Source organism: Streptomyces sp. NPDC020983 (assembly GCF_044333485.1).
In the GTDB taxonomy this organism is placed as follows: Bacteria; Actinomycetota; Actinomycetes; order Streptomycetales; family Streptomycetaceae; genus Actinacidiphila.
This window is the reverse complement of record NZ_JBIRRA010000005.1, coordinates 456,607-479,426: the sequence shown is the minus strand read 5'-3', so window position 1 is coordinate 479,426 and position 22,820 is coordinate 456,607. Positions and strand designations below refer to the sequence as shown.

The following is a 22,820-nucleotide window of genomic DNA, read 5'->3' as shown; positions in this document are numbered from 1 at the left end:
CTACGCGGCGGGCCCGTCGGCGCCGCCCGCCCCGGCGGTCGCCTCGTCGGACCCGGCCGGCGGCTCCTCGCGCTTCTCGAAGGCCGCACCGGTGGTCCGCAGCGGGACCTCCTTGAGCATCGTGGACAGCAGCATCGCGAGCACCAGGACGCCGGCGCAGGCGAGGAAGGCGACGTTCATGGCGTCGGTGAAGCCCACCTTGAAGGGGTGGCCGAGCACCGGGTCGAAGTGGTTCAGGAACGAGGTGTCGTTGAGGTTGTCCGAACTGCCGCTGGTGAGCGTCCTGAGCTGGTCCGGGTGCGCGGCCGCGGCCTGCTGGAAGTCCTGGGTGCGGCGGGCGGCGGCGAAGGCGGAGCTGATCTTGCCGGGGACGACGGAGTAGACGATGGACAGGAAGACGGCGACACCGAGGGTGCCGCCCATCTGCCGGAAGAACGTCGTGGAGGAGGTCGCCACGCCGATGTCCTGCGGGGGGACGGCGTTCTGCATGGCCAGCACGATGGTCTGGAAGTTCAGTCCGAGGCCGGCGCCGATCAGGAACATCGCCCCGTCGGCGTACAGCAGGCTGCTGTCGGCGCCGATCTGCCAGAGCATGAGCATGCCCGCGACGAGCAGGGCGCAGCCGATGACCGGGAAGACCTTGTAGCGGCCGGTGCGCGAGGTGATGATGCCGGAGACGGCCGAGAAGACCATGATGCCGAGCACCAGCGGCAGCATCAGCAGGCCGGCCTTGGTGGGCGAGTTGCCCTTGACCAGCTGGAGGTAGAACGGGATCAGGGTGATGCCGCCGAACATCCCGATGCCGATGATCGCGGACTGGGCGGAGCCCAGCGCGAAGACGCCGTTGCGGAACAGCCGCAGCGGCAGGAGCGCCTCCTCGCCCGCCCGGCGCTCGGCGAGGAGGAAGCAGACGATGCCGACGGCGCCGATGACGTAGCAGGCGAGCGAGCGGCCGCTGCCCCAGCCCCATTCGCGGCCCTGTTCGGCGACGATCAGCAGCGGCACGAGGGCGACGACGAGCGACGTGGCGCCGAAGGAGTCGACCCTGTGCGGGCGCTTGTCCTGCTTGATGTGCAGCACCTTGGCGACGACGACGAACGCGGCGACACCGATCGGCACGTTCACCAGGAAGATCCAGCGCCAGCCGTCGATGCCGAGCAGCGAGTCCTGGCCGGCGAGCGAGCCGCCGATGACCGGCCCGAGCACGCTGGAGGTGCCGAAGACGGCCATGAAGTAGCCCTGGTACTTGGCGCGTTCGCGCGGCGGGATGATGTCGCCGATGATCGCGAAGGCCAGCGAGAACAGGCCGCCCGCGCCGATGCCCTGGAAGGCGCGGAAGGCGGCGAGCATGTACATCGACGTCGAGAGCATGCACAGCACGGAGCCGACGACGAAGACGGATATCGCGAACAGGAAGAAGGGCTTGCGGCCGTACTGGTCGGACAGCTTGCCGTAGAGCGGGGTGGCGATGGTCGAGGTGATGAGGAAGGCGGTGGTCACCCAGGCCTGTGCGGTCAGCCCGTCGAGGCTCTCACCGATCTTGTAGATGGCGGTGGAGACCACCGTCTGGTCGAGTGCGGCGAGGAACATCGCCAGCAGCAGGCCCGACAGGATGATCATGATCTGCCGGTGCGAGTAGCCTGTCTGCGGTGCGGCGGTACCGGTCTGCGCGGCATCTGCTTGGGCGCTCATAGGGTCTCTCTCTCCAGATCCTGCTTGCCCTGGGCAACGATACTGCCGTCCGTCCGAAGCTTCGAACGAACGGGCGTCAATGCCCGCCGCGCGGCCCGTTGTTGCGCATGATGCCGGTTATGACCAGCCTGACGTACTCCGCCGCCTTCATCACGTTCTTCTCCGTGATCGGGCCGCCCAAGGTCCTCCTCGCCTTCGCCGGGCTCGCCCAGCACCACCCGCGGCGGGACCTGCGCGTCATCGCGCTGGTGTCGTCGGCGGGCGCGGTGCTGATCGGTGTGGCCACCGGCCTGTCGTCGCCGTGGCTGCTGGAGCTCTTCCACATCTCGACGCCCGCGCTGGCCCTGGCCGGCGGGATCATCTTCTTCCTCTACGCCGTCGGCCTGGTGCTCGGCCTGCACACCGGGGCGGAGGCGCCGGGCGACGACGGGCCCGACCTGACCAGCGGCATGCGGCAGCTGCTGATGCCGTACGTGGTCAGCCCGCTGGCGATGACGGGCCTGCTGATCGAGACCGCCGAGCGCACCGACTGGGGCTGGCGCGGCACCGTCGTCGCGGCGTTCACCACCGTCATCGCGGTGGACCTGGTGTGCGTGCTCCTGCTCGGACCGCTGCTCCAGCGCACGCACCACACCGTCGTCGAGCTGGTGGCCCGGCTGCTGGGACTGCTGCTCGCCGCCGTCGGCGTCGACCTCGTGCTGGACGGCCTGCTCGCCCTGGGCGTCACCACGCTGGGGCACCGCTCCTGACACCGCCGGCCCGCACCCCCGGGGCAGGTGCGGGGCATCCTAAGCCCGCGGCCCGCATGTACCGCAGGAAAATGCCAGAACTCCCCTGAACGAGCGGCACCGTGCGTAACGTGCTCGTCACCGCCCGCCCGGGCGGTCGTACGGCGGCGTGCGGTGAGGGGAGAGGTGTGTCCGGGATCGACGAGTGCCTGCTGCGGGCGATGGCCCTGCCCGGCGCGCGCGGCGCCGCCCTGGTGGAGTGGATCAGCGGGCTCGCGCTCGGGTCCGCCGGCGAGGCCGCGGCGGGCGACCACGGGACGGTCGCGGCCGAGACCGCCGCCTACGCCCGCGCCACCGCCGAGCACCCGGTCTTCACCGCCGGCCACGCCGGCCCCGGCCCCGCGGCCGAGGAGGCGGTGGTGCTCACCCGCACCGGCTACCACCTGATCCGCTTCCTCGAAGCCCCCTACGAGGGCGGGGTGTTCCTGTACGTCTGGCTCGACCGGACGCAGGCGAACCTGGCGCTGGCCCTGCTCAGACTGCGGGAGCTCGCCGAGGAGCTGGTCGTGGCATGACGGCCCGCGGTGCGGGCGGCGGCGGCACGGGCGGCGCGGCGGCGCACTCCCCCATGCTCGCCCGGCTCGCCGCACAGCGCGCGACCGGCGTGCTGTTACGGGACACCGGCGCGCTCTACCTGGCCGGAGGCGAGGTGGTGCACGCCGAGAGCCCGGCGGCGCCCGGTATCGAGGTGCTGCTCACGGCCGGCGGCCGGCTCGGCCCGGACGCCTGGCGCGAGGCCGTGGCCGAGGCCGGTGCGGAGTGCGCGGTCGGGCGGCGGCTCGTCGAGCGGCACCGCGTCGCGGCGGGCGAGCTGGAGATCTGCCGGCTCGGCGCGCTGCACGACGCGGCCTACTTCGTCCTCGGGCCGGCCGCGGGCCCGACCCGCTTCCGGCACGGGGTGCGGCACTGGTTCGGCTCGGACGGCGGGGTGCCGGTGGCCGCGGTGGAGACCGAGGCCGGGCGGCGGCGGCGGATGCTGGAGCGGCTGTGGCCGCACCCCGAGCTGGACGCGGCGCCCGTGACGCCGGCCCCGGCCGCCCGTGCGGCGGACGCCCGCCCGCCGCACCTGCCGCGCGGCCAGGCCGCGGTACTGGGGCTGGCCGACGGGGTGCGGACACCGTCGGCCCTCGCGGCGCTGCTGGGGCGGCCCGCCTTCCACGCACTGGTGGACGTCCGCCGGCTGGCCGCGCTCGGCCTGGTGCGGACCCCGCAGCCGGGGGTCCGGCAGCCCGCCCGGGCTCCGGCCTGGTTGCAGAGCATCGGCGACACCCCGGACGCGGCGCTGCTGCGCCGGCTGCTGGTCGCCCTGGAGCAGTTGTGAAGGGGGCGCGGCGGTGAAGCGCCTGCTGCAGCGGCGCGCCCTGCGTGCCGAGAGGAGAAGATCGATGGCCCACGAAGCCGCGATACGTACCGAGTTGGAGGGCCTGCGGGCGCGGTTGCCGGACGTCACCGGGGTCGTCGCCGCGACCGCGGACGGACTGCTGCTCGCCGACGACGCGCCCGGCCGGCCCGCCGAGGGCTTCGCGGCGCTGAGCGCCGCCGCGCTCGGACTGGGGCTGCGGCTGGCCGACGCGGCGGGCCAGGAGCCCTTCCACGAGCTGCTGATCCGCACGGGCGGCGGCTGCGTCGCGCTCTACCCGGCCGGGAGCGACGCCGTCCTGCTCGTGCTGTCCGGCCCGCAGACCAACGTCGGCCGGCTGCACCTGGAATCGCGCCGCAGCGGCGCCCGGGTGGCCGCGCTGCTGGACGGCTCCGCCGCGCGTTCCGCGGACGGCGGCGCGCCGTGACGGCCGAGCAGCGGCCGCGGGCGGCGCGCGGGAGCCGGGCAGCCCGGCCGCGCTCCGGCGGCACGGCCTCGGCACCGGGAACCGCCCCGCAGCCGAGAACCCCCCGCCCACCGCAAGAACCTGACACACCGTCGAAGGGAAGCAGGAAGATCATGGCCAACACCGAAACCGCCCTCAAGGACGCGATGACCTCGATCGAGGGCGTCATAGGCGTGGCGCTCGTCGACTACACCAGCGGCATGGCGCTGGGCACGATCGGCGGCGGGAAGGACCTCGACCTCACCGTGGCCGCGGCGGGCAACACCGACGTGGTCCGCGCCAAGGCGCGCACCATGGAGATGCTGGGGCTCAAGGACGAGATCGAGGACATCCTCATCACGCTGGGCTCGCAGTACCACCTGATCCGGCTGCTGCGCGGCCGCGGCAAGTCCGGGCTCTTCCTCTACCTGGCCCTGGACCGCGGCCGCGCGAACCTGGCGATGGCCCGGCACCAGCTCAGGGCGATCGAGAACGACCTGGAGGTGTGAACCCCCGTGTGACGCGGGGGCCCGGCCCCGCTCCCCCCGCCGCCCGGCGCGCCGTTGCTCGCTTCGGGTGACCCGCGGCCGCCGCGCGCGGCGGCCGCGGGCCCGGCGTGGTGTGCTGGGGCCGACAGCGCGGCCGCGGCCGCGGGCGGCCGGCGGCAGGAGCGGAAGTGGGCGGCGTCCCAGCGGATCCGGACACGGAGCAGGGCGCGGGCGGGGCCCCTGAGCCGGGCGCGAGGCCCGGCGCCGGGCGGCTGTGCCTGGTGACGGGCGCGACCGGCTACATCGGCGGGCGGCTCGTCCCCGAACTGCTGGCCGCCGGCTACCGGGTGCGCTGCCTGGCCCGCACGCCGGTCAAGCTGCGCGACCACCCCTGGGCGGGCCGGGCCGAGGTGGTCGCCGGGGACGTCACGGACGAGGAGTCGGTGGCGGCCGCGATGCGGGACGCCGACGTCGCCTACTACCTGGTGCACTCGCTGGGCAGCGGGCGCGACTTCGAGGCGACCGACCGCCGGGCGGCCCGGATCTTCGGCGAGCGGGCGCGGGCCGCCGGGGTGCGGCGCATCGTCTACCTCGGCGGGCTCACCCCGCGCGGCGTGCCGCGGCACGAGCTGTCACCGCACCTGCGCTCGCGCGCGGAGGTCGGCGAGGTGCTGCTGGCCTCCGGGGTGCCGACGACGGTCCTGCGCGCGGCGGTCATCATCGGCTCGGGCTCGGCGTCGTTCGAGATGCTGCGCTACCTCACCGAGCGGCTGCCGGTGATGGTGACGCCGAGCTGGGTGCGCACCCTGGTCCAGCCGGTGGCCGTACGGGACGTGCTGCGGCTGCTCGTCGGCAGCGCCGCCATGCCCGCGGACGTCAGCCGCGGCTTCGACGTGGGCGGCCCCGACGTGCTCACCTACCGGGACCTGATGCGCCGCTACGCGGCGGTCGCCGGGCTCCCCCGCCGGCTGATCGTCCCGGTGCCGGTGCTCACCCCGCGGCTGTCCAGCCTGTGGATCGGCCTGGTCACCCCCGTCCCGGCGGGGGTGGCGCGGCCGCTGGCCGAGTCGCTGCGGCACGAGGTGGTGTGCCACGAGCACGACATCCGGGCCTACGTCCCGGACCCGCCGGACGGCCCGGTCAGGGTGGACCGCGCCCTCACCCTGGCGCTGCGCCGGGTGCGCGAGGCACAGGTCGACACGCGCTGGTCGTCGGCGGCCGTCCCCGGCGCCCCCAGCGACCCGCTGCCCACGGACCCGGACTGGGCGGGCGGCAGCCTGTACACCGACCGGCGCCAGGCGCTCGTCGACGCGAGCCCGCAGGCGCTGTGGCGGGTGATCGAGGGCATCGGCGGCGAGCACGGCTGGTACTCGCTCGGCGTGGCGTGGGCGGTGCGGGGCCTGGTCGACCGGCTGTTCGGCGGGGTCGGGCTGCGGCGCGGGCGGCGGGACGCGCAGCGGCTGCGCGTGGGCGACTCGCTGGACTTCTGGCGCGTCGAGGAGATCGAGCGCGGGCGGCTGCTGCGGCTGCGGGCGGAGATGCGACTGCCGGGCCTGGCGTGGCTGGAGATGTGCGCCGAACGGGACACGGAGGGACGCACCCGCTACCGGCAGCGGGCCGTCTTCCTGCCGCGCGGGCTGCTGGGCCACGCCTACTGGTGGGGGGTCGCGCCCTTCCACGCCGCCGTCTTCGGCGGCATGGCCCGCAACATCGCACGGGCGGCGGCGCGTTCGGACGCGCGGGAGCAGACGGGAGGCGCGGGCGGATGAGGCGCGCGGTGGTGCTCTTCACGGGCGATCTGCGGCTGCACGACCACCCGCCGCTGCGGGCGGCGCTGGCGGCGGCCGACGAGGTGGTGCCGCTGTTCGTGCGGGACCCGGCGGTCGAGCGCGCGGGCTTCGCGGCCCCGCACCGGACGGCCTTCCTCGACGCGTGCCTGGCCGACCTGGACGCGGGCCTGCGCGAGCGGGGCGGGAGGCTGGTGCTGCGCGAGGGCGACCCGGCGCGGGAGGTGTGCGCGGTGGCCGCCGAGTGCGGCGCGGCCGAGGTGCACCTCGCGGCGGCCGACAGCGGCTTCGGGCAGCGCCGGGAGGACCGGCTGCGGCGGGCGCTCACCGCGGCGGGACGGCGGCTGCACGTGCACGACACGGTCGTCACGGCGGTGCCGCCGGGCGCGCTGGCACCGCAGGGCTCGGACCACTTCGCGGTCTTCACACCGTACTTCCGGCACTGGTCCGGCTACCGGCTGCGGGACACGCTCCCCGCGCCCCGCCGGGTGCCGGTGCCGGACGAGGTGGGCTCGGCGGCGCTGCCCGGGGTGCCCGCGGGCCCGGCGGAGGGCGGGGAGCGGGCGGCCCGGCGGCGGCTGACGGGGTGGCTGCGCGGCGGCCTGGCGTCGTACGCGACGGGCCAGGACGACCTGGCGGGCGACCGGACCTCGCGGCTGTCGCCGCACCTGCACTTCGGGACGCTGTCGGCGGTCGAGACGGTGCACCGCGCGCGGTCGGCCGGGGGCGCGGGCGCGGAGGCGTTCGTCCGGCAGCTGTGCTGGCGGGACTTCAACCGGCAGCTGCTCGCCGCGCGCCCGCGGGTGTCGGCGGCCGACTACCGCACCCGGCACGACCGCTGGCGCACCGGCCGGGCGGCCGACGCGGACGCGCAGGCGTGGCGCGAGGGCATGACCGGCTATCCGGTGGTGGACGCCGGGATGCGCCAGCTGCGCGCGGAGGGCTGGATGCACAACCGGGCGCGGCTGCTGGTGGCGAGCTTCCTGACGAAGACGCTGTACGTGGACTGGCGGGTGGGCGCGGCGCACTTCCTGGACCTCCTGGTGGACGGCGACGTCGCCAACAACCAGCTCAACTGGCAGTGGGTGGCGGGCACCGGCACGGACTCCCGGCCGAACCGGGTCCTCAACCCGCTGCTCCAGGCCCGCCGCTACGACCCGGACGGCGCGTACGTCCGCCGCTGGGTGCCCGAACTGGCCGCGGTGGACGGGCCCGCGGTGCACGAGCCCTGGAAGCTGCCGGCCGCCGGCCGCAAGGGCTATCCGGAGCCGCTGGTGGGGCTGCCGGACGGTCTGGCGCGCTTCCGGCAGGCGCGCGGCCTGGACTGAGCGGCACCGGCCGGGCGTCCCGCGGGAACGTACGGCGCAACGGGGTGTGCCGGGGATATTGACCGGCAGCTGAGCAGGCCTTAAGTTGCGTCCGCAAGTTGCGTGATCGACTTCGAAAGTTTCGAGAGGCCGCTCCGCCACGCCCTGCCGTCCCCTGCCCGAAGGACCCCCATGAGAGGAACGACCCGCGCCGCCGCCGGCGTGCCGGCCGTGGTCCCGCACCGGGTGTCCGTCCCGGGCCGGGACGAGCGCGGGGCACCGGCGGCCGCGGCGGCCCGGCCGCCGCGGTGCGTCCTGGCACGGCAGGCAGGCATCGGCCTCGGCACGGCCGCGGACCCCGGCACACCGGCGGGCGGGGCGTTCCGCGCGGCGTTCACCGGCGGCGGCTCCTCCCTCGGCGGCACGGGGTCGCGAGGGGCCGGCCCGGGCCGCACCGCGGATGCCTTCACCCGCGCCCGCGGGGCGGACCCGCACGCCGCCCCCTTCGCCAACGGCCACGGCGCCCGGAGCGCGGGCCCCGGGAGCGACGCGCCGCACGGTCCGGCCGCCACCGCGGCGGGACCCGGGGCGCCCGGCGTCCGGACCGCCGTCGCCCGGGCGGACGCACGCGTCCCGCGGCCCGACGGCGGCGGGGCCGGGGCGCGGCGGCAGGCGCACCGGGCAGCGCCGGACGGCTGCCCGCGCACCACGCGCGGCGCGGGCTCCACCGCGCGGGGTTCCGCCGGCGGGCGCCTCCGGGCGCCCGGCTCCTTCCCCGGCGAGGACCGGGCGGCCGTGCCCGGCGGGTACCACCGGCCGGGGAGCGCCCGCGGCGCCCTCGCCGCGGAGCTGCGGCAGGGCCGCAGCTGACACCGCTCCCCGCCAGGACCGGGCCGGCGGCTCGGACCGGTCCTGGCGGGGTCACCACCCGGCCCGGCGCGCCGCGGGCCCGGCCGCACGGCACCCGGTCGCCCGGACGGCCCAGCCCCGGGACCGCCCGGTTGCGGGCCCCGGGCGCCCGGCCTTGACTCGACGTGACATCCGGTGGCGGCGAGAGGAGAAGCGCCATGCTGTCGGCGCGCAGCCTTTTCACGGAGATCCTCGACAACGACGAGTCCTTCCGGCTCTTCTGCTCCATCGCGGCGAGCGGAGAGTCGCAGGGCGGCTGGGAGAACGGGCGGATCGCGGCCCTGGTGCCACCCGCGCTCGCGGGACTGGCCCCGAAGATCGCCCGGCACGGGGCGGACGAGGACAAGCACGGCCGGATCTTCAACGGGCTGCTGCACGGCCGCGGTCTGGAGCCGGCGCCGGTGCCCGCGGACACCGACTACACCATGCTGCTGGAGCGGTCCGGGATCGGCCTCGCCCACTCCCGGCTGAAGGCCGACGAGCCGCTGAGCGAGCAGGACATCATCACCTACCTGGCGCACAGCCGGGTGACCGAGCAGCGCGCCTCGGAGCAGATGGCGCTGCTGGTCAAGCTGTTCGGCACCCACCCGGAGATCGGCCGCGCGGTGCGGCAGATCGCCCGGGACGAGGACAACCACCTCGCCTACTGCCACGAGGAGCTGCTGCGGCTGGCCGGGGAGGGCCACGGGCGGCTGATCCAGCGGACGCTGGAGGAGTGCGCGACGGCCGAGATCGCGATCTACCGCGACGTCAGTATCGCGGTGATGACGCACATGGGCGAGATCCTGCGCTGGCCGGCGGCGAAGTCGGCGCTGCTGCGGGCGGCGATCCACGCCGTGTACACCTACGAGCGCCTGGTGGGCCGGCGGCGGATGACGCGCCTGGCCATGCCGGAGCCGCGGCTGCGCAACGCACTGGGTGGCGGCCCGGTCGCCGCCGAGGCGACGACCTGAGCGCCACCGGGCCGGTGCGCTGACGGCGGCCCCCGGTCCGCGGACCACCGGCGCCCCGGCAGGGGGAACGGCCGCCCCTCGCGACGGCCGCTTCCCCTGCCGGGCGCGCACGTGCGCGCGCCCTGCGGACCGCGCCCTCCGCCCGGCGGCCGGACCGCCGCCTGGGGCGTGTCCGGCACATCGCGTCGTCCGCCCGGAGGGCGGGGCCGGCGGTGTCCGGTGCGTGCGAGGGCAAGGCGGAGGGAGGAGAGCGCTGGGGCACCTCCCGCCGAAGGCAGCGGGAGGGCCGCGCCGGCGACCGGCAACGCCGCAACACGGCAACGCGGCAACGCGGCAACGCGGCAACGCGGCAAGCGTGCGTGCCAGACACCGCCAGGCGGACGGGATGCGTCAGACACGCCTAGGACTCGCCGAGCAGCTCCTGCGCCGTGCGCAGCACCGTGCCGAGGGCGGCCATCAGCCCGTCGCGCTCGGCGCCGGTCAGGCCCGCGGTCACCTGCCGCTCCAGCTCCCGCCGCCCGGACTCGACCGGTTCGCGCAGCGCCCGCCCGGCGTCGGTGAGCCACAGCCGCACCAGCCGGGCGTCCCGGGCGTCGCGGCGCCGCTCCAGCAGCCCGCTCGCGGTCATCCGGTCGGCCATCTTCACCACCGTGGGCGTCGTGACGTGCAGCCTGGCGGCGACCTCACCCGGTGTTCTGCCGTCCTGCTCCCACAGCGCGGCGAGCAGGTGGTGCTGCCCGTAGTGCAGGCCGTGCCGGCGCATGTCCTCCTCGGCGAGCGCGCGCAGCGCCTTGGTGGTCCTGCTGTGCAGGTCGAGGAATTCGGGCACGAGCGACCGGCCTTCCGCCCGGAACGGCGGCACGGACCGCCCGGGAATCGATTGACGGCTAATGATTAACCGGCTAACGTTCCCCCCGAACCGATCATTAGACGGCAAACGATACGGGGAGAAGCCATGATACTGGTCACCGGTGCGACCGGAAACGTCGGACGTGAGCTGGTCAGCCGGCTGGACGCGGCAGGAGCCGCGGTACGGGTCCTGGTACGCGATCCGGTCCGGGCCGCCGCGCTGCCCGGGGGCGCCGAGCGCTTCACCGGTGACCTGCTCTCGCCGGAGTCGCTGGCCGGCGCGGCCGCCGGCGCCGACCGGATGTTCCTGCTCACCCCCGGCATCGGCACCGAGGCCGCCGGCCTCGCGGTCTCCGCGGCGAAGGCCGCGGGAGTACGCCACATCGTCTTCCTGTCCTCGACGAACGTGCTCGGCGACCCCATGCCGAAGATGGGCCGGTGGCACCACGCCCGCGAGGAGATCGTCCGCGCCTCCGGCATCCCGTCGACGATCCTGCGGCCGGGCGGCTTCATGACCAACGCACTGGACTGGCTGCCCACCATCCGCGAGGCCAACTACGTCCTCGACCCCGTCGGCCCCGGCCGGGCGGCGCCGATCGACCCGGCCGACATCGCGGCCGTCGCCGCCCTCGTGCTCACCACCGGCGGGCACGAGGGCAAGGTGTACGAGCTCACCGGCGCGGAGCTGTTCACCGTCGCCGAGCAGGCGGCGGTCATCTCCGCCACCATCGGCAGGACGATCACCGCACGCCCCGTCGGCACCCCCGAGGAGGCGGTCGCCGCCCGCTTCCCGAACGGCGCGCCCCCCGCCCTCGCCGAGGCCGTCGTGGAGGGCTTCCGCCTGATGCGCGAGGACACCGAGGGCTACCGCACCGGCACCGTCGAGGAGCTGCTGGGCCGCGGGCCCGCCACCTTCGCCGACTGGTGCGCCCGGCACGCCGGCGTCTTCCGGGCGGCGGCCGACGCCTGACCGGCCCGGCCGGGCGGCGCAGGGGCCGCGCGGGCGGGACGCACCGCCGCTCCGGCTCAGGCCGCGAGCGAGGCCGCGTCCCCCATGACCACCACCGGGTGCAGCGCCGGGTCGAGGGTCGCGAGCAGTTGCTTCATGTGCGCCTCGGAGACGCTCACGCACCCGTGCGTGGGCCCGCCGTGGTCGACGTGGAACCATATGCCGCCGCCCCGGGAAGCGCCCAGCGGCCGCGTCCAGTCCAGCGGGGACGTCCCGGGCTTGCGGTTGTAGTCGATCGCGACGACGTAGTCGAAGGAGCCGGCGAGCGGCTCCCCCTCGAAGCCGCGCCCGCCGACGTGGAAGCCGCCGGAGTGGTGGTACGGCAGCCTGCTGCCCGGATCGGCACGCAGCCCGCCGGCGTCGGAGAGCGTGAAGACGCCGATCGGCGAGCGCAGGTCGCCGCCGTGGTGGTCGGCGGTCCAGCCGTCCTTGGCGTTGTGCGCGGGCCACGCGGCGCCGTCCGGCTGCCAGCCGCCCGCGGTCCGGCGGTAGAGCACGACCGTGGCGTCCGGGGAGTCGATCCCGCGGCCGGTGACCACGACGAGCTGGCGGCTGTCGCGCGGTATGCGGGCCAGCATGGCCGGCCCGAGCCCGGCCGGCATGCGCAGCGCCGGCGTCGCCGCCGGCGCCGGCACGGTGCGGACGGCGCCCGGCGGGGTGGCCGCGGCCGTCGCCGCGTGGTCCTGCGCACGGGAGCCGACGGCCGTTCCGCAGCCGGCGAGCGCGGTGAGCGCGACCGCGCCCAGACCGGACAGCAGGACGCGCGGGGAGGGGGAAACCATGGGAAGAAGTCCTTCGGTACGGAAAACAAGTGCGGGCAGCGGGAGTTGCGGGCGCCTCCGGCGCGCCTACCCGCTTCGGGCCGCCGCAGTCGGCGGCGCGGTCGCGGCGCGCGAGGACCCCGCCGGCCGCGGGCACGAGCCGCCGCCGTCCACCGTCGCCGTACGAGAATCACTGGCCATACCCTGAGCAACCATCCGGCCCCGCCACCGGGTTGCCCCGCCACCTGGACGAATCCGCGCACGGGCGGCGGAGACAGCCGTACGGCCGTGCGGGCGCGGCGCCGCCCGGACGCCGGCACCGGCTCCCGCCGGACCGGACGCCGGGGGCCGCGCGGCCGGGAACCGGGACCCGATACCGGCCGGGCGACCGGCCGTTGGGGCGCCCCGGCCCGCGCGGGCACGCACCGGCAGGAGGGCCGGCCGGATCCCCGCCCCGCCGGTACGGCAGCGCGGCGGCGAAGACCCGCCGGGCGACCGGGCCCGGGGGCCCGCGGCCCCGGTGTCAGGGCGTCACATCGACCAGAGGCCCTTGGCCGTGGTCGTCACGCCGCCCGCCAGGGCCAGGGTGAGGATCACCACGCGGGCCCAGCGTTCCGGGACGCGCCCCGCGAGGATCCGGCCGGCCAGGGTGCCGACCGCCATGCCGGTGGCGGCCAGTGCCCACACCGGCGGCGCCAGCTGGGGAACACCGCCCTTCGCGGCGATCGAGAAGGCGTTGACCAGCACGCCGTAGAACTGCGCGTTGGGCACGAACTCCGCGACCGACCACTCGGCGTTGACCGCGTAGAGCGACACCGCGGGTCCGCCGACCCCGGCGGAGGCGTTCATGAAGCCGCTCGCCGCGCCCGCGGTGACGGCTCCCCCGCGGCCGCGCAGCGCCGGCACCCGCACCCCGCAGGCGACCACCGCGACGGCGAGCACCACCAGCAGCCCCATCCCGGTGAGCAGGCCCGGTTCGGGCACGTGGCCGAGCGCCCATGCACCGGCCGGCACGGTGCACGCCGCCGCGGCGACGAGCGGCGCCATCGCCCTCAGCCGCACCTGGCGCCAGGTGTCGGCCAGGCCCACCGCGCTGATCGCCAGTGCGGCGCAGTTGGACAGGCCCACACCCTCGGCGGGCCCCACCAGCAGGACCAGGGACGGGACGGCGACCAGCGCGAAGCCCATTCCGGTCATGCGCTGGACGGTTGACCCGGCGAGGACCGTCCCGGCCAGCGCGAGCGCGTCGGCCGTGCCGTTCACGACGCGCTGCTGCGACGGGCCAGCGCGGCCCGGGCGACCGCGGCGTAACCGGCCAGGCCCACGGCGGCGCCCGCGCCGCCGCCGAAGGCGACGGCCGGGATCAGGTCGAAGACGGTCGCGTCGCGCAGCGGCGGCCCGTCCCAGCCCGCCAGCCGCGCCGCGACCCCCGCCGCCGCGGCCGCACCGATCACCACGGTGGCCGCCGCCTTCGTCCGCCGGGACAGCCGCAGCCGGCGCGCCCCCCGGCCGGCGGGCTGCGGCCCGGCGGCGGCCCGCAGGGTACGGGCGCCGTACCAGCCGATCGCGCCGAGGCCCAGCACGGATGTGGAGAACTGGAGGTCGTAGTACAGCGGATGCCCCAGCACCGTGCGGTCCAGCACCGGCAGCAGCCGTACGCCCACCCGGCCGCCGTGGGTGAAGGCGTCCCAGGCCACGTGGGTGGCCGCGCCCGCGGCGGCGGAGAGCGCGAACCAGCCGGCGCCCGCGGCGCCGCGGCTGCGCCCGGTGGGGGCCGTGAGCGTACCGGCGGCGGCGGCCCAGCGGTCCGGCAGCAGCGCGAGCAGCGGCTCGCGCAGGAGCCAGTGCCATCCGGCGGCCAGCAGTGCGGCGACGGCGACGTCCGCGGTGGGGATGCCGAGCAGGCTGTGGGTGAATTCCCCGTAGCCGAAGGTGCCGTGCACCAGCGACTCGGTGAAGTAGGGGACATCGGGCGCGAGCGACCCGGCGACCAGCGCCGAGGCCACCAGCGGGCCGCGGGGCCGCCCACCGGGCAGCAGCGGGAGCACGGCGGCGGGGTGGCTCAGGGTGAACGGCATCCCGCCATTCTGCCTCCCGCCACCGGCGGCCTTGGTTGGGCCGCCCCGCGGGGTGCCCCCGTCCGGGCCACCCGCCGACGCGGTGTCACGGTGGGCGGGCCTGCGGCCCGGTGGGGGCGGTCGGCACGCCGTCGCCGAGGAGGGAGCCCGCAGGCGCGGCCGGTCGCGGGGCACTTGCGTGCGGCGCACAGCGTGGGTGACCCGCGGGCCCACGACGGTCGCGGGCCGGGTGGCGTGCTCGCGCCGGTCGCCGAACGGGCGGCGGGACGGGGTGGGGGCAGCCGCGTTGTCGCTGTGGACGCCGGATGCGGGCAGCCGCCGGTGCCGTACGTGGGGATGCGGGCGCCGCCGGGCAGCGCGGACCGGGTGGCCGCGGTCCGCCGGGCAGCGCGGACCGGGTGGCCGCGGCGGGCGAGGAGACCGGCTGCGTCGCCGATGGTCTCGCCGCTCCTCCGACCGCACCGCGACCGGTCCCCGGCGCGGGGGGGTGTTCGCTCAGCCGCGCTGCCGGTCCCGGGCGACGACGCGGAACACCGGTACGTCCGGCGCCGCCGCGGCGAACGCCTCGCCGGTGGGCTCGGCGACCAGCCCGTTGCGCAGGAAGGCGCCGACGCCGCGCGGGTTCTGCGCCGGGAACTCCCGCAGGACGGTCCCGCGCTCGGCGAGTGGCACCTCGACGAGGTCGACCTCCCGGCCCGCGCGCCCGCGGGTGAGCGTGCCGCGGCCGGCCGCGCGGGCGTTCTTCACCCAGTCCGCGTGCGGATACGCCTGGCAGATGTACGTGGCGCCGTGGATCGTCACCGGCGCGACCGGAGTGGTGCGCGCGATGCCCGTCGTGCGGCCGGGGACCGTCAGCAGCTGCATCGGGCCGAAGGGCAGCCCGGCACGGTGGAAGAGGACGACCACCCGGTTGCGGAACCGGTCCTTCGTGCGGATCGCGCTGCGCTTCGTCATGGCGGGCATCCTGCCACGCGGCGGGTCTGACGGGATGCCGTACCCCGGCGTCCGGCCGGGGCCGTTCGGGCGCCCCGGCCGCCCCCGTGACGGCCGGCGCGCCGCCGCCGGTCGTCACCGGGGCGGGCGAAGGACGTCCGGTGCCCGGCCGGCGAGGCGGGCCCGGGCCGCCGCGGTCGCCCCGCCGTCAGTCGCCGTGCATGCCCGCCATGTCGTACGGGTCGCTGACGCCCTCGTAGGCCAGCGTCAGCGACATGCCCTGCGAGGCGTGCACCAGGTTGTGGCAGTGGACCATCCACAGGCCCGGGTTGTCCGCGGTGAAGGCGACCTTCCACACCTCGCCCGGCCTGACGTCGAAGGTGTCCATGGTCAGCGGGCTGCCGGTCACCGCGTGGCCGTCACGGGACAGGACACGGACCGAGTGGCCGTGCAGATGCCAGGGGTGGGTGGCCAGGCTGCGGTTGACCACGGTCATCTCCACCCGGTCGCCCTTGCGCACCACCAGGGCCGGCACGTCGGGGAAGGCGTGCCCGTTGACCGTCCAGTCGCGGCCCTTGACCGGTCCGGACAGGGACAGGCCGCGGTCCAGGACGAGGGTGAAGCGGCGGTCGAAGGGGCCCGGCGCGGTGGGGCGGGCGGCGGGGCGGCCGTAGGAGAGCAGGTCCAGTACGGGCCAGGCGGCGGTGTCCGGCGCCGCCGCGGGCCTGCCTGCGCCCGGGAGCAGGCGCAGGCCGTGCGCCCGGTCGTCGTCGGCCAGCAGCGCGACGGAACCGGACGGCATCGTCAGCCGCAGGTCGTAGCGGCCGCCCGCGGCGAGGCTGAGTGCGGTCCGTGTCAGGGTGCCGGGCCCGTCGACGTCGTTGCCGTCGACCGCGGCGAGGGTGAAGGGGGCGCCGGCCAGGGTGAAGCGGTGGGTGACGTTGTCGGTGTTGATCAGCCGCAGCAGCACCGGCCTGCCGGGCGCGACCTGCCGGGTGTCGAGGGTGTCGTGGTCGCCGACCGCGGTGATCCCGTCGAAGGTGTGCACGGGGACGGCGATGTCGGCGGGCGCGGTCGCGGCCCGGCCCCGGGCGGGCCGCGGGGTGACGACGAGCGAGCCGAAGAGGCCTTTCTGCACGCCCTGGTTGGAGTCCTGGTGGGTGTGGTACCAGTACGTGCCCGCCTGGTCGGCGAGGAAGCGGTAGGTGAAGCTGTGCCCGGGGGTGACGGAGTCCTGGGTGAGGCCGACCGCGCCGTCCTCGGCGGACGGGACGTCGTAGCCGTGCCAGTGGATCGACACCCCCGCGGATATGTCGACGTTGTGCAGGGTGACCTCGACCAGGTCGCCCTGCACGGCGGTGATCGGCGGGCCGGGCACGGTGCCGTCGAAGGTCCAGGCGGCGACCTTGCGGCCGGAGGCCAGCGTGACGGTCGCGGTGCGGGCCCGGAGGCTGTAGCGGCGGACGGCGCCGCCGGGTCGGGGGGCCGTGGGGCCGGTGAGGGTGGCCACGGAGACGCCCTTGGCCGGCGGGTACACGATCGCGGGGCCGCCTCCGGCGTCGGTCGCCGGGGTGCCGGCGAAGGTGGTCAGCGCGCCGGCCACGCCGACCACGAAGGCCACTCCCCCGGCGCCGAGCACGACGCCGCGCGGCCGCCCGTCCAGCACCCACCAGGCGGCCAGCGCGAGCAGCGCCACCAGCGCGACGGTGACCAGCGCGACGGCCGCGGTGACCGGGTAGCCGATCAGCAGTGTCACCACCAGGCCCGCGAGGGCCGCGATCCCGGCGGCGAAGAGCGGTACGGCCACCGGCGCGGTGTCGCCCTCCAGGGCGCCGCGGGCGAGGGCGGGCCGGAGCAGCCGCCGGGTGGCGACGACCGCGGCGAGCGCTGCCGTGGCTGCCTGCAGCGGAAGTTCGAGCAGCACCTTCTCCTGCACGAACCACCAGCCGCCACCCGTACCGAGCAGCACGACGAGCACCACGCGCAGCACGGTCAGCAGCAGGCCGAGGCCGGTGAGGCCGGCGGCGACCGGCGCCTTGCGGGAGACGGCGGTGGCGCCCGCCGCGAGCCAGGCCGCCGCGGTGAGCGCGACGGCGATCAGGTCGAGGGTGATCAGGTCAGCAGTCACGGGCGGTGTCCTCGTCGTCCCTGTCTCGCGTCCGGTGGATGAACGTGCGCAGGCCGCACCGCTCCGGGGGTACGGAGACGCGGGGCTCCGCCCGGCCGTCCCCGCCGACAGCCCCATAAATCTAACATGCTGTCAAAGCACGCGCGCCGGGCCCCCGTACCGGCCGGCGTCCCGTCACCGCGCCCGGCGGCGGGCGGACGCGCGGATATCCTGACCGCCATGGACGACGACTCCGCGGGCCGCGGCGGCGAGGCGGGACGGCGCCGCCGCTCCGACGCCGAGCGGAGCATCACCGCCATCCTGGACGCCGCGCTCGCGTGCGTCCCGGTCGACGGGAACGTCAACATGTCGGCCATCGCCCGCACCGCGGGGGTGAGCCGGGTGACGCTCTACACGCACTTCCCCACCCGGGAGGCACTGGTCGACGCGGCCCTCGAACGGGCCTTCGCGCAGACCCTCGACACGATCGGGCTGCTCCCGCTGGACGACGGCCCGCCGCGCGAGGTGCTCGGGCAGCTGATCGGCTCCTCGTGGCAGGTCCTGGAGCGGCACCGCAACCTCTACCGGGTGGCCTCCACCACGCTGCCGCCCGAGCGGCTGCGCGGCTACGCCGGGACGGTCCTCGGCACGATCGGGCGGCTGGTGCGGCGCGGCCGGGAGAGCGGCGACTTCCGTACCGACCTGCCGGCCGACTGGCTCGTGGCGAGCGTCTACACGCTGATGCACCTGGCCGCGGAGGAGGTCGCCGAGGGCCGCCTGGAGCCGGGCGCGGCCGGCGACCTGGCGAGCAGGACGATCCTGTCGCTGATGACCGCGGGCGCCACGCCGTAGGCCGGCCGCCCAACGGCCTTACGCTGCACGGATTCCGGGACAACCCCTACTTCCCCCCGGGTCCCGGTGCGGCCGGCCGGCGGTCGCTACCCTTGACGCGCAGACAGAGTTAGCCGGTGTCGTTCCGTCACGGCCGGATTCCGGCATGCCCGCTTTCCGAAAGGACGCCCCGCCATGCGCAAGGTCTTCCTCGTCCTGTGTGTCCTGCTGCTCGTAGCGATAGGCGTGCAGTTCTACCTCGCCGGCGTCGCCGTCTTCACCAAGCCGCAGACGGACAGCACCTTCGACGCGCACAAGGTGAACGGGGAGATGGTCATCCTGCCGCTGGCCGTGGTCGCCACCGTCGTCGGCGCGCTGGCCAAGGTGCCCCGCAAGCTGATCGGCACCACCTTCCTGATCGCGCTGCTGGTGCCCGTGCAGGTGCTCATCAACACCGTGGGCGGCCGGGACGACGACCGGAGCAGCCACATGGGCACCGCCATCATGGGCTTCCACGTGATCAACGGCCTGATCATCCTGCTGGTCGCCCGCGCCGCTTTCGACGGCGCCCGGGCCCTGATGAAGTCCGGCGCCGAGCCGGTGCCCGCCGCCGAGCCCGCGGCCCCGGGCACCGGCTCCGGGTCGGCGGCCGATCCGGTCGGCTGACACCCGCACCGCCCACGGCGTCCCCTTGTCCGGTGGCCGTCTCCTCACCTGTCAGAGGAGACGGCCACCGCTGCTTTCCCGCCGCACCTCCGGCGAATGGCGGCTCCTCCCGCGGGTCGTCGAAACGGCCCGCCTTCAGTACGGTGAACTCGCCCGGCCCGGGGGCGTCCGGGTCGGATATCATGAACGGATCACTGAGTTGTACAGAACAACCGCTTCCGCGGCGGCACCTGCCGTCGCGGCGGCGCGCCGATCAGGGGTTGTCCCTCGCAGCCCACGGAGGTGGTAATGCACGCCGGACCGCACCATGTCCTGGAGATGGCTATCGACGGCCTGCTCAGGCAACGCGGTGTGCTGGACCCGTCGCGGGCGGTGCCGGGGCTCGGGGCCTCGCTCTCGGAGTCGCTCGCCCTCGGCTACCTGTCCGCCGGACCGTGCGTGCAGCACGAACTCGGCTCGTATCTGGGCCTGGAGAAGAGCACCGTGAGCCGGCTGGTGGCCGGCATGACGGGCAAGGGATGGGTCGAGCGCGCCCGCGATCCCAGCAACCGGCGCTTCCAGAAGGTGGTGCTGACCGGGGCCGGCCGCCGGGTCGCCGTCGAGATCGCCGAGGCGATGCGGCTGCGCCACGAACGCTGGCTCGCCGCGCTGTCCCCGGAGGAGCAGCGTGCCCTGGCCGTCGGGCTGCCCGCGCTGGTACGCGTCATGTCAGCGGAGTTCGAGGGCGAGGCGGCCGGCTGAGGCGGTCAGGCGCGCGCCTCGGGGACGGGGACCGGTGACGTGAGCGGGACGCCCCGTACCAGCTGCACCATGACCAGGACGACGCCCGCCGTCACGCACTGGTCGCCCAGGTTGAAGATGCCGCCGTGGCCGACCTGGATGAAGTCCAGCACCGCCCCGCGCCCGAAGGCGGGGGTGCGGAAGAGCCGGTCGGCGAGGTTGCCGCCCGCGCCCGCGAAGACCAGCCCGAGGCCGACGGCCCAGCCGGTGGAGCGTACCTCCGGCGCCTTGCGGGCGATGAACACCAGCACGCAGACCGCCAGCAGCGTGAACAGCAGCGTCGCGCGGGGCGCGAAGGAGCCCGCGGCCCCCGAGTTGCGGTAGGCCGTGAAGGTGACCAGCCCGCCCAGCACATGGCTGGGCTGGTGGCCCTCCACCAGCTCCGCCGCGACCGCCTTGGTGGACTGGTCGACGGCGAACCCGGCCGCCGCCGTGATCCACAGCGCGCGCTGCGCCACACCCCAACCCGGCACCGGCAGCCTCCCGCGTCGTCGTCGCCCGCCCACGAGCCTACGCCTGCGGCGCGCGGTCCCCCGCGGCCGTCCCGGGCCCGTCCCGCAAGGCACCTCGCGGACATCCCCCCCGAACGGCCCCGTTGCCCGGCGCCGGGGGCGGGAAGGCTTGCGGGACGACCCCTCGCCGGCTGGAGGCCAGCATGCCCGACGCATCCGAACCCGCGACGCCCCCCACGCTCGCCGGCCCGGACCTGCCCGACGACGAGCTGCGGTCCCTGGACGCCCACTGGCGTGCGGCGAACTATCTCGCGGTCGGCCAGATCTACCTGATGGCCAATCCGCTGCTGACCGAGCCGCTGCGTCCGGAGCACGTCAAGCCGCGGCTGCTGGGTCACTGGGGCACCTCGCCGGGGCTGAACCTGGTGCACACCCACCTCAACCGGGTGGTCAGGGCGCGTGGTCTGGACGCGATCTGCGTGTGGGGCCCCGGGCACGGGGGGCCGGCGGTGCTGGCGAACTCCTGGCTGGAGGGCAGCTACAGCGAGACCTACCCGGACGTCAGCCGGGACGCGGTGGGGATGGGCCGGCTGTTCCGGCAGTTCTCCTTCCCCGGCGGGGTGCCCTCGCACGTCGCGCCCGAGACACCGGGCTCCATCCACGAGGGCGGCGAGCTGGGCTACTCCCTCTCCCACGCCTACGGCGCCGCACTGGACAACCCCGGCCTGCTCGTCGCGTGCGTCATCGGCGACGGCGAGGCCGAGACGGGACCGCTGGCCGCGTCCTGGCACTCCAACAAGTTCCTCGACCCCGTCCACGACGGGGCCGTCCTGCCGATCCTGCACCTGAACGGCTACAAGATCGCCAACCCGACCGTCCTGTCCCGGCTCCCGCAGTCCGAGCTCGACGACCTGCTGCGCGGCTACGGCCACGATCCGCTGCACGTCACCGGCGACGACCCCGCCCAGGTGCACCGCGCGATGGCCGCGGCGATGGACACCGCCCTGGACCGCATCGCCGCCTACCAGCAGGCCGCCCGGGAACAGGGCTCCACCCAGCGGCCCCGCTGGCCGGTCATCGTGCTGCGCACCCCCAAGGGATGGACCGGGCCCGCCGAGGTCGACGGCCTGCCCGTGGAAGGAACCTGGCGCGCCCACCAGGTCCCGCTGCCCGAAGTGCGCGACAACCCGCAGCACCTGCGGCAGCTGGAGGAATGGCTGCGCTCCTACCGCCCGGCCGAGCTGTTCGACGAGGACGGCCGCCCGCGCCCGCAGGTCCTGGAGTGCGTCCCCGACGGTGAGCGGCGGCTCGGCGCCAACCCGCACACCAACGGCGGCCTGCTCCTGCGCGACCTGCCACTGCCGCCGCTGGACCGCTTCGCCGTCCCCGTCGACAAACCCGGCGTCAGCCTGCACGAACCCACCCGCGTCCTGGGCGATCTCCTGGAACACGTCATGGCCGCGACCACCGGACGCCGGGACTTCCGGATCGTGGGGCCCGACGAGACGGCGTCCAACCGGCTGCAGGCCGTCTACCAGGCGACCGGCAAGGCGTGGCAGGCCGGAACGCTGGAGGTGGACGAGGATCTGGACCGGCACGGCAGGGTCATGGAGATCCTCTCCGAACACACCTGCCAGGGCTGGCTGGAGGGCTACCTGCTCACCGGGCGGCACGGCCTGTTCTCCTGCTACGAGGCCTTCGTGCACATCGTCGACTCCATGGTCAACCAGCACATCAAGTGGCTGCGCACCACCCGCACCCTGCACTGGCGCCGCCCCGTCGCCTCCCTGAACTACCTGCTCACCTCGCACGTGTGGCGGCAGGACCACAACGGCTTCTCCCACCAGGACCCCGGCTTCGTCGACCACGTGCTCAACAAGGCCCCCGAAGTCGTCCGCGTCTACCTGCCGCCGGACACCAACACCCTGCTCTCCGTCGCCGACCACGTGCTCGCCTCCCGCGACTACGTCAACGTGGTGGTCGCGGGCAAGCAGCCGTCCTTCGACTGGCTGCCGATGGACGCCGCGATCGCGCACTGCGCACGCGGTGCGGGCCTGTGGGAGTGGGCGGGCAACGAGGACGTCCGGCGCGGGCCCGACGTGGTGCTGGCGTGCGCGGGCGACGTCCCCACCCTGGAGGTGCTGGCCGCGGCCCAGCTGCTGCGGCACCACCTGCCGCAGCTGGCCGTACGCGTCGTCAACGTCGTGGACCTCGCACGGCTGCTGCCCCGGGAGGAGCACCCGCACGGCATGCCGGACGCGGAGTACGACGCCCTGTTCACCCCCGACAAACCGGTGATCTTCGCCTACCACGGCTACCCGTGGCTGATCCACCGCCTCGCCTACCGCCGCCGCGGCCACACCAACCTGCACGTCCGCGGCTACAAGGAGATCGGCACCACCACCACACCCTTCGACATGGTCGTCCGCAACGACCTCGACCGCTACCGCCTGGTCATGGACGTCATCGACCGCGTCCCCGGCCTCGCCGTCACCGCCGCCCCCGTCCGGCAGCTCATGGAGGACACCCGGCTGCGCCACCACGCCTGGATCCGCGAGCACGGCACCGACCTGCCCGAAGTCGCCGACTGGAGCTGGCAGGGCTGACCGTCCGGCGCCGCTGCCG

At 75.5% G+C, this 22,820-nt stretch carries 22 protein-coding genes; 14 read left to right on the top strand and 8 right to left on the bottom strand.

The window, feature by feature from the left end:
* On the bottom strand, window positions 1–1,692 hold the full coding sequence (locus ACH4SE_RS13775; RefSeq protein ID WP_398543564.1) for an MDR family MFS transporter: 1,692 nt from the start codon (window positions 1,690–1,692) through the stop codon (window positions 1–3).
* Between the two features lie 119 nt (window positions 1,693–1,811).
* Here ACH4SE_RS13775 and ACH4SE_RS13770 point away from each other — a divergent pair, with 119 nt between their 5' ends.
* The 9 genes from ACH4SE_RS13770 to ACH4SE_RS13730 all read left to right on the top strand — a co-directional run bounded on the left by ACH4SE_RS13770 (window position 1,812) and on the right by ACH4SE_RS13730 (window position 9,729).
* Entirely contained in the window at window positions 1,812–2,441 is a 630-nt protein-coding gene (locus tag ACH4SE_RS13770) for a MarC family protein (RefSeq protein ID WP_398543563.1), read from the top strand.
* Window positions 2,442–2,608: 167 nt separating this feature from the next.
* Complete coding sequence (locus ACH4SE_RS13765; protein WP_398543562.1) at window positions 2,609–2,995, top strand: hypothetical protein; 387 nt, start codon at window positions 2,609–2,611, stop codon at window positions 2,993–2,995.
* Window positions 2,992–3,801 (top strand): transcriptional regulator, encoded by an 810-nt coding sequence (locus ACH4SE_RS13760; RefSeq protein ID WP_398543561.1) that lies wholly within the window; start codon window positions 2,992–2,994, stop codon window positions 3,799–3,801. The genes ACH4SE_RS13765 and ACH4SE_RS13760 overlap by 4 nt, the downstream gene beginning before the upstream one ends.
* 64 nt (window positions 3,802–3,865) lie before the next feature.
* A complete protein-coding gene (locus tag ACH4SE_RS13755) occupies window positions 3,866–4,267 on the top strand; it encodes a roadblock/LC7 domain-containing protein (RefSeq protein ID WP_398543560.1) in 402 nt (133 codons plus the stop codon).
* 152 nt (window positions 4,268–4,419) lie between these two features.
* Window positions 4,420–4,794: a hypothetical protein gene (locus ACH4SE_RS13750; RefSeq protein ID WP_398543559.1), complete on the top strand. Its 375-nt coding sequence runs from the start codon at window positions 4,420–4,422 to the stop codon at window positions 4,792–4,794.
* Window positions 4,795–5,054: 260 nt separating this feature from the next.
* The gene (locus tag ACH4SE_RS13745; protein WP_398543670.1) at window positions 5,055–6,542 is read left to right on the top strand and encodes an SDR family oxidoreductase; all 1,488 of its coding nucleotides are present in this window, start codon (window positions 5,055–5,057) and stop codon (window positions 6,540–6,542) included.
* Window positions 6,539–7,888, top strand: coding sequence for a cryptochrome/photolyase family protein (locus ACH4SE_RS13740; RefSeq protein WP_398543558.1), 1,350 nt, complete (start codon window positions 6,539–6,541; stop codon window positions 7,886–7,888). Before ACH4SE_RS13745 ends, ACH4SE_RS13740 begins: the two co-directional genes overlap by 4 nt.
* A 171-nt stretch (window positions 7,889–8,059) precedes the next feature.
* On the top strand, window positions 8,060–8,737 hold the full coding sequence (locus ACH4SE_RS13735) for a hypothetical protein (protein WP_398543557.1): 678 nt from the start codon (window positions 8,060–8,062) through the stop codon (window positions 8,735–8,737).
* Window positions 8,738–8,934: 197 nt separating this feature from the next.
* On the top strand, window positions 8,935–9,729 hold the full coding sequence (locus ACH4SE_RS13730) for a ferritin-like domain-containing protein (RefSeq protein WP_398543556.1): 795 nt from the start codon (window positions 8,935–8,937) through the stop codon (window positions 9,727–9,729).
* Between the two features lie 400 nt (window positions 9,730–10,129).
* Here the strand turns inward: ACH4SE_RS13730 and ACH4SE_RS13725 are convergent, their stop codons facing one another.
* A complete protein-coding gene (locus tag ACH4SE_RS13725) occupies window positions 10,130–10,558 on the bottom strand; it encodes a MarR family winged helix-turn-helix transcriptional regulator (protein ID WP_398543555.1) in 429 nt (142 codons plus the stop codon).
* A gap of 126 nt (window positions 10,559–10,684) precedes the next feature.
* Here ACH4SE_RS13725 and ACH4SE_RS13720 point away from each other — a divergent pair, with 126 nt between their 5' ends.
* A complete protein-coding gene (locus ACH4SE_RS13720; RefSeq protein ID WP_398543554.1) occupies window positions 10,685–11,548 on the top strand; it encodes an SDR family oxidoreductase in 864 nt (287 codons plus the stop codon).
* A gap of 56 nt (window positions 11,549–11,604) precedes the next feature.
* On the opposite strand, the gene ACH4SE_RS13715 is transcribed toward ACH4SE_RS13720, so the two are convergent.
* The 5 genes from ACH4SE_RS13715 to ACH4SE_RS13695 form a co-directional block, all read right to left on the bottom strand.
* Window positions 11,605–12,369: a L,D-transpeptidase family protein gene (locus ACH4SE_RS13715; protein WP_398543553.1), complete on the bottom strand. Its 765-nt coding sequence runs from the start codon at window positions 12,367–12,369 to the stop codon at window positions 11,605–11,607.
* A 510-nt stretch (window positions 12,370–12,879) separates the two neighbouring features.
* Entirely contained in the window at window positions 12,880–13,611 is a 732-nt protein-coding gene (locus ACH4SE_RS13710) for a sulfite exporter TauE/SafE family protein (RefSeq protein WP_398543552.1), read from the bottom strand.
* Window positions 13,608–14,426 (bottom strand): DUF4184 family protein, encoded by an 819-nt coding sequence (locus ACH4SE_RS13705; protein WP_398543551.1) that lies wholly within the window; start codon window positions 14,424–14,426, stop codon window positions 13,608–13,610. The genes ACH4SE_RS13710 and ACH4SE_RS13705 overlap by 4 nt, the downstream gene beginning before the upstream one ends.
* 495 nt (window positions 14,427–14,921) lie before the next feature.
* Window positions 14,922–15,380: a nitroreductase/quinone reductase family protein gene (locus ACH4SE_RS13700; protein WP_398543550.1), complete on the bottom strand. Its 459-nt coding sequence runs from the start codon at window positions 15,378–15,380 to the stop codon at window positions 14,922–14,924.
* A 187-nt stretch (window positions 15,381–15,567) separates the two neighbouring features.
* Window positions 15,568–17,487, bottom strand: a complete 1,920-nt coding sequence (locus tag ACH4SE_RS13695) for a multicopper oxidase family protein (RefSeq protein ID WP_398543549.1) — start codon at window positions 17,485–17,487, stop codon at window positions 15,568–15,570.
* Between the two features lie 219 nt (window positions 17,488–17,706).
* Here ACH4SE_RS13695 and ACH4SE_RS13690 point away from each other — a divergent pair, with 219 nt between their 5' ends.
* From ACH4SE_RS13690 to ACH4SE_RS13680, 3 genes are all read left to right on the top strand, one after another.
* Entirely contained in the window at window positions 17,707–18,318 is a 612-nt protein-coding gene (locus ACH4SE_RS13690) for a TetR/AcrR family transcriptional regulator (RefSeq protein WP_398543548.1), read from the top strand.
* A gap of 174 nt (window positions 18,319–18,492) precedes the next feature.
* Window positions 18,493–18,963 carry a DUF6220 domain-containing protein gene (locus ACH4SE_RS13685; RefSeq protein ID WP_398543547.1) on the top strand — a complete coding sequence of 157 codons (471 nt, stop codon included), beginning with the start codon at window positions 18,493–18,495 and terminating at the stop codon, window positions 18,961–18,963.
* A gap of 288 nt (window positions 18,964–19,251) precedes the next feature.
* Window positions 19,252–19,704: a MarR family winged helix-turn-helix transcriptional regulator gene (locus ACH4SE_RS13680; RefSeq protein WP_398543546.1), complete on the top strand. Its 453-nt coding sequence runs from the start codon at window positions 19,252–19,254 to the stop codon at window positions 19,702–19,704.
* Between the two features lie 5 nt (window positions 19,705–19,709).
* Here the strand turns inward: ACH4SE_RS13680 and ACH4SE_RS13675 are convergent, their stop codons facing one another.
* On the bottom strand, window positions 19,710–20,216 hold the full coding sequence (locus ACH4SE_RS13675) for a signal peptidase II (protein ID WP_398543545.1): 507 nt from the start codon (window positions 20,214–20,216) through the stop codon (window positions 19,710–19,712).
* Window positions 20,217–20,398: 182 nt separating this feature from the next.
* Between ACH4SE_RS13675 and ACH4SE_RS13670 the strand changes: the two genes are divergently transcribed.
* The gene (locus tag ACH4SE_RS13670; protein ID WP_398543544.1) at window positions 20,399–22,801 is read left to right on the top strand and encodes a phosphoketolase; all 2,403 of its coding nucleotides are present in this window, start codon (window positions 20,399–20,401) and stop codon (window positions 22,799–22,801) included.
* The last annotated feature ends 19 nt before the right edge of the window (window positions 22,802–22,820 follow it).